Origin of the sequence: Streptomyces sp. NPDC059247 (genome assembly GCF_042754005.1) — a bacterium.
GTDB lineage: Bacteria > Actinomycetota > Actinomycetes > Streptomycetales > Streptomycetaceae > Streptomyces.
Genome location: NZ_JBHYZW010000004.1, coordinates 467191 through 473795 on the forward strand (window position 1 = coordinate 467191; position 6605 = coordinate 473795).

Genomic DNA, 6605 nt, shown 5'->3' on the forward strand with positions numbered 1-6605 from the left:
AGCTCCGTCAAGGCTCCATCACCCAAAGGTCTTTCGGTGTTCGGGGGTTCTTTGCTCATCTTTTCCTTCGGGTCGCGCCGGGGGCTCTCACCCGGCCCCATCAGGGAGGGGGCCCGGGCGGTGCTTTCTCGCCACCCCCGTCGGGGCGCGGGCGGCGCCGTGGGTTCTGTCCGCACCCTTCCCACAGCCATGTGACGTGTGAAATTGTACCCACGTTCCGCCCCACTTTGACGGAGCATCATCAATCAATCCCCCACTGTGTTCCGGCCGCGCCACCCACGCGGCCGGCACAAGGCCTGGAGGCCTAGGTGAAATCCGCCCGGATATCGGGACTGCCGTACCGCGTACGGCTCCTGACCGCCACCGTCACGTCCTGTCTGGCGCTCGGACTGCTCGCGCCGCTCAGCCAGGCCGCCACCCCGAGCCCCGCCCCCACTCCCGCCCCCACGGCGCAGAACGCGGAGCGGTCCGCCCCGCGGCCCGCGCCCGACCTCGCCCCGGAGACCCGTGAGGCCGACCGGACGACCGGGTCCGTCGACGCCGCCGAGAGGACCCCGTACCTCCCGCCGGCCAGCCCCGCCGCCACCGCCCGGCTCTCCGCCTCCCGGTCCCTGACCGCCGCCGCCTGCAACGTCAGCGACTTCACCAGCCGCACCGGCAGCGCCCTGGTGCAGCAGATCAAGTCCGCCGAACCCGGCTGCGTCAACGAGCTGTTCAACCTCACCGGCGGCGACGCCTACGGCGCCTTCCGCGAGGCGCAGATGACGACCGTCGCCAACGCGCTCCGCGACAACGCCGTCGCCTACCCCGGCGACAACAGCACCTCCACCTACCAGCTGGTGCTGTTCCTGCGCGCCGGTTACTACGTCCAGTGGTACCACTCGGCGGACGTCGGCTCCTACGGCACGACCCTGCAGACCGCGATCCGAGGCGGTCTCGACGGCTTCTTCGGCAACGCCCGCTCCAAGGACGTCACCACCGCCAACGCGGGAACCCTCGGCGAGACCGTCATCCTGATCGACAGCGCCCAGGAGAACGTCCGCTACCTGCCGGTCGTGAAGCGGCTCCTGAACGCCTACGACGCGGGCACCTACAACTCCGTGGCGGGAATGCCCGGCGCCGTCAACAACGTCTTCACCGTGCTCTTCCGCGGCCACCAGACCAACGGCTTCCTCGCCGCCGTCCAGGCCGACCCGAGCCTGCTCGACGACCTGTACTCCTTCGTCTCGCGCAACAAGGCGCTCTTCACCGGCGGTTACGGCTACCTGCCGTACAACGGCGCCCGGGAGCTGGGCCGTTTCCTCCAGTACCCGGCCCTCCTGCCCAAGCTCAAGCCGCTGATGCGCCAGCTCGCGGACCAGAGCGCCCCGAGCGGCACCGCCGCCTACCTGTGGGCCGCCGTCGCCGAGATGGTCGAGGCGTACGACCCCACGCACGCCGCCGACTACGGCACCGCCGACTCCGTCGCCCGGCTGCGCGCGGGCATCCTGACGGTCAGTCACACCTGTAGCCCCTCCATCAAGGTGCTGGCCCAGCAGGTGACCGCCGACAACCTCGCGTCGGCCTGCGACAGCCTCCAGAAGCAGGACGCGTTCTTCCACGCCGTGGCCCGTGACCGGGGTCCCGTCGCCGACGACCTCAACACCACCATCGAGGTCGTGGTCTTCGACACCAGCTTCGACTACCAGGTGTTCGCCGCCGCCATCTACGGCATCGACACCGACAACGGCGGCATGTATTTGGAGGGCAACCCGGCCACCCCGGGCAACCAGCCCCGGTTCCTCGCCTACGAGGACACCCGCGTGCGGCCCGACTTCCAGGTGTGGAACCTGAACCACGAGTACACGCACTACCTCGACGGCCGCTTCAACATGTACGGCGACTTCACCGCGGGCGTGTCCACCCCGACCATCTGGTGGATCGAGGGCTTCGCCGAGTACGTCTCCTACTCCTACCGCAAGCTCCCCTACGACGCGGCCACCGCCGCCGCCGGGCGCCACACCTACTCCCTGAGCACCCTCTTCGACACCACCTACGAGAACACCAACACCGAGCGCACCTACCGCTGGGGCTACCTCGCCGTCCGCTACATGATGGAGAAGCACCGCGCCGACGTGGACGCCGTGCTCGCCAAGTACCGCACCGGCGACTGGAACGGTGCCCGCACCCTCCTGAAGACCACCATCGGCACCCGCTACGACGCCGACTTCGACGCCTGGCTGACGAGCTGCGCCGCCGGTGCCTGCGCCACCGTCCCGGACCCGGGCCCCGGCCCGTCGCTGCCCGAGTGCACCGGCGCCGACCCGCGCCAGCTGGACCAGAACTGCTCGCGCGGCAACCTGTCCGCGACGATCGCCAACTACTCCTACCACTACCTGTACGTCCCGGCCGGGACCCGGCAGCTGACGATCACCACCGCCGGTGGCACCGGTGACGCCGACCTCTACTACAACGCGTCGAGCTGGGCCACCACCGGCTCGTACACCAGCCGCTCGGTGCAGACCGGCAACACCGAGACCCTGACGGTGAACAACCCGCCCACCGGCTACGTCTACATCAGCCTGCACGCCAAGCAGAACTTCGCGGGGGCGAGCGTCTCCGTCCAGTACTGACCCGGCACCGGGCCGCCGTCCGGCCCGACCCTGCCCGTGGAAAGGCCGCCCCGCCCCCGTACGACACGGGGGCGGGGCGGCCCGCGTTCCTCGCCCCGGGGCGGCCCGGCTAGCGGCCGACCTCCTTCGTCACCAGCCTGACCGCCTCGTCCACGTCGTCCGTGACGTGGAAGAGGAGCAGGTCCCGCTCGGACGCCTTGCCGCCCGCGACGACCGTGTCGCGCAGCCAGTCGACGAGCCCCTTCCAGTACTCCGTGCCGAAGAGGACGATCGGGAAGCGGGTGACCTTGCGGGTCTGGACCAGGGTCAGCGCCTCGAACAGCTCGTCGAGGGTGCCGAGGCCGCCGGGCAGGACCACGAAGCCCTGCGCGTACTTCACGAACATCGTCTTGCGGACGAAGAAGTAGCGGAAGTTCACGCCGATGTCGACGTGCTGGTTGAGCCCCTGCTCGAAGGGCAGCTCGATGCCGAGGCCGACCGAGACGCCCTTGGCCTCCCTGGCCCCCTTGTTGGCCGCCTCCATGGCGCCCGGACCGCCGCCGGTGATGACCGCGAAACCGGCCTCGACGAGCGCCCGGCCGATCCGGACGCCCGACTCGTACTCCGGCGAGTCCTGCTTCGTACGGGCCGAGCCGAAGACGCTGATGGCGCTCGGCAGTTCGGCCAGTGCCCCGAAGCCCTCGACGAACTCCGACTGGATGCGCATGACCCGCCAGGGGTCGGTGTGCACCCACTCGGAGTCGCCCTCGGTGTCGAGCAGCCGCTGGTCCGTGGTGCCCGGCTGGACCTGCTCCCGCCGCCTCAGCACCGGTCCGAGTCGCTGCTCCTCGGGCTTCGCCATTCCCTCGGGAATGCCCATGGCCTGCTCCCTCCGCCGATCGGCGGCCCGCTTCCGGCCGCCGGCTGATCTTCTGGTCCGGTCAGCGTAGGACCACAGAGGTGACGAAACGCGAAATTACGGAAGTCAGGCGGTCAGCCAGTCGCGGAGCCGTGCCTCGCAGTGGTGGATCCGGTCCACGACGACGTGCTCGTCCCGCTTGTGCGCGTAGATGGGATCGCCGGGGCCGTAGTTGACCGCGGGCACGCCCAGGGCGCTGAAACGGGACACGTCGGTCCAGCCGAACTTGGGCTGCGCGCTGCCGCCGACGGCCTTCATGAACGCCTCGGCCGCCGGGTGGGAGAGGCCCGGCAGCGCGCCGGGGCTCTCGTCGTCCACGACCAGGTCGGCGATGTCGCAGTCGGCGAAGACCTCCCGGACGTGCGCCAGGGCCTCGGCCGGGGAGCGGTCCGGGGCGTACCGGTAGTTGACCGTCACCGTGCAGGCGTCGGGGATGACGTTGGTGGCGACACCGCCCTCGATCGCCACCGCGTTGAGGCCCTCGTGGTACTCCAGACCGTCGATGACGGGCTTGCGCGGCTCGTACGAGGCGAGGCGGGCGAGGATCGGGGCGGCGGTGTGGATGGCGTTGGAGCCCATCCAGGAGCGGGCGGAGTGGGCGCGCTCGCCCGCCGTGTGCAGGATCACCCGCAGGGTCCCCTGGCAGCCGCCCTCGACCTGGGCGTCGGAGGGTTCGAGGAGGACCGCGAAGTCGCCCTCCAGCCACTCGGGGTGGGCGGCGGCGATCTTCCCGAGGCCGTTGAGGTCGGCGGCGACCTCCTCGTTGTCGTAGAAGACGAACGTGAGGTCGCGGTTGGGCGCGGGGACGGTGGCGGCGATCCGCAGCTGGACGGCGACCCCGGACTTCATGTCGGTGGTGCCGCAGCCCCACAGGACGCCGTCCCCGTCGAGGCGCGAGGGCACGTTGTCCGCGATCGGCACGGTGTCGATGTGACCGGCGAGGACGACGCGCTCGGAGCGGCCGAGGCGCGTACGGGCGACGACGTTGTTGCCGTACCGGTCCACCGTGAGGTGCGGCAGGGTGCGCAGGGCCCGCTCGATCGCGTCCGCGAGCGGCTGCTCGGTCCCGCTGACGGACGGGAAGTCGACGAGGGCCGCGGTGAGCGCGGCTCCGTCCTGGGACAGGTCGAGGATGCCGCCGTGCGCGGTGATGTCTGCCATGTGCCGACCCTAACGCGGCCTCCAGTACGGTGGGCCCCGTGTCCGACCCCATCCGCCCCGCCCGTCGCAGCCGTCTCGCCCGCTCGGCGGCTGCCCTCGCCGCGCTCCTCGGCCTCGCCTCCTACGTGGCCTTCCACCAGGTGACGGGGAGCAGAGGGACGCCCCGGTGCAGCGTCGGCAGCGGGGACAACCGCTACACGTTCACCCCGGACCAGGCGTCGAACGCGGCGACGATCGCGGCCGTCGGCACCGGCCGGGGGCTGCCGGAGCGGGCGGTGACGATCGCGCTGGCGACGGCGCTCCAGGAGTCGGCGCTGCGGAACATCGAGCACGGCGACCGGGACTCGCTCGGGCTCTTCCAGCAGCGGCCTTCGATGGGCTGGGGGACGCCCGCGCAGGTCCTGGACCCGGTGTACGCGTCGGAGAGGTTCTACGCGGGCCTGGAGAAGGTCCCGGGGTATTCGCGGCTGCCGCTGACGGTGGCGGCGCAGAAGGTGCAGAAGAGCGGGTTCCCGCAGGCGTACGCGAAGCACGAGCCGGACGCGGCGCTGCTCGCGGCGGCGCTGACCGGCCGCTCCCCCGCCGCCCTGTCCTGTACGACGGGCGACCCGGACGGGGTGCCGGGCGATCCGGAGCGGGTGCGGGCGGAGCTGGTGCGGGCGTTCGGGAAGGGCGCGGCGCCGGAGGCGGTGACGGGCGGTCCCGGCGCGGGCCGGTCGGCGGCCGGGCCGCCGGTCCTGCTGGTGCCGGTGCGCGCGGCGCGGGGCGCGGGGGCGGCGCCGGGTGCCGGGGAGGACGAGCGGCGCGGCTGGGAGCTGGCGCAGTGGGCGGTGGCGCGGGCGGAGACGCTGCGCATCACCGAGGTGACCTTCGGGGACCGTTCGTGGCGCGCGGGCGAGGCCCGCGGCGGCTGGTCGAAGGTGTCCGGGGCGCTTGCCACGGACGGGGAATCGGTCCGCGTACGGCTCGCTCCCTAACCGGTCATCCGTACGGTGGTTCACTCGGGCGCGGCATGGACGCGGGGTGGGCCGGAAGAAATTCACCACGTCTCCGAGCCGCTTTTCACAGCGTGCGCCCCGGCCGTCCGATTCCCTTGGGGCACAAGGGAAGTGACGGTTCGCCAACTGGCTGCGCAATGACGTGTTCGTCCGTTTTCCTCCCCACCCGACAATACGACGCATTGCCAATTCTTTACCTTCGACCTCCGCAACCTCACCCGCCCCAGAGCCGGTTGTCAGTGCGACCGAACACCACCTCGCACTTCGTCGAAGGAGCACCATGTCCCTCCCCATGACCCGCCGGATCGCCCGCGTCGCCCTCCTGATCGCGGCCGGAGCGGCCCCCGTGGTCGGTGCGGCCGGCTCCGCGAGCGCCCTGGACCAGAACCTCTCGCCGACCGGCGCGCTCGGCGGCCTCACCGCCCTGGACACCGCCGGGGCCGGTACCGCCGTGGACACCGCCGCGCAGACCGCGACCGGCGTCGTCGGCGCCGCCGGTTCCCAGGCCGTCGGCACCGCCGTCCCCGCCGCGGGCAAGGCCGTCGGCACGGCGGGCCGCACCGCCACCCCGGTCGCCCAGAAGGTCGCGGGCGACACCGCGGGCAGCGCGGGCGAGGTCATCGGCAAGACGGCGGGCGCCGCGGCGGAGAGCGCCGAGGGCCCGACCGGCGGCGCGCTGGGCGGCGGCCTCGGCAACCTGCCCACCGGCCAGACCCTCGGCGGCCTCCCGATCGGCTGAACCACCGGCCCCACGACCGGCTGAACCACCGGCCGGACCACCGGGGGCGCCCGCGCCGCGGCCGACGACGGCGCGGACCGCACCCGGACAGGGGGGGGGGGGCGGGGGGGGGGGGGGGGGCCCCGCCCCCCCCCCGGGCCGGGGCCGGGGGGAGGCCGGGGGCCCCGGGCGCGGGCGGAAGGGGGGACCGGCGCCGC

The 6605-nt window shown here is 72.5% G+C and carries 5 protein-coding genes; 3 read left to right on the top strand and 2 right to left on the bottom strand.

Features of this window, described 5'->3' with window-relative positions; translation table 11 throughout:
* The first annotated feature begins 308 nt into the window (after nucleotides 1-308).
* Nucleotides 309-2612, top strand: a complete 2304-nt coding sequence (locus ACFXGN_RS11965) for a M9 family metallopeptidase (RefSeq protein ID WP_384856802.1) — start codon at nucleotides 309-311, stop codon at nucleotides 2610-2612.
* Nucleotides 2613-2721: 109 nt separating this feature from the next.
* Here the strand turns inward: ACFXGN_RS11965 and ACFXGN_RS11970 are convergent, their stop codons facing one another.
* Complete coding sequence (locus tag ACFXGN_RS11970; protein ID WP_384856805.1) at nucleotides 2722-3471, bottom strand: TIGR00730 family Rossman fold protein; 750 nt, start codon at nucleotides 3469-3471, stop codon at nucleotides 2722-2724.
* A gap of 105 nt (nucleotides 3472-3576) precedes the next feature.
* A complete protein-coding gene (gene dapE, locus ACFXGN_RS11975; RefSeq protein ID WP_384856808.1) occupies nucleotides 3577-4671 on the bottom strand; it encodes a succinyl-diaminopimelate desuccinylase in 1095 nt (364 codons plus the stop codon).
* Nucleotides 4672-4700: 29 nt separating this feature from the next.
* On the opposite strand from dapE, the gene ACFXGN_RS11980 reads away from it, so the two are divergent.
* Together ACFXGN_RS11980 and ACFXGN_RS11985 are read left to right on the top strand one after the other, a co-directional pair.
* Nucleotides 4701-5648 carry a hypothetical protein gene (locus ACFXGN_RS11980; RefSeq protein WP_384856811.1) on the top strand — a complete coding sequence of 316 codons (948 nt, stop codon included), beginning with the start codon at nucleotides 4701-4703 and terminating at the stop codon, nucleotides 5646-5648.
* A 301-nt stretch (nucleotides 5649-5949) separates the two neighbouring features.
* Nucleotides 5950-6408 carry an ATP-binding protein gene (locus ACFXGN_RS11985; protein WP_384856815.1) on the top strand — a complete coding sequence of 153 codons (459 nt, stop codon included), beginning with the start codon at nucleotides 5950-5952 and terminating at the stop codon, nucleotides 6406-6408.
* The last annotated feature ends 197 nt before the right edge of the window (nucleotides 6409-6605 follow it).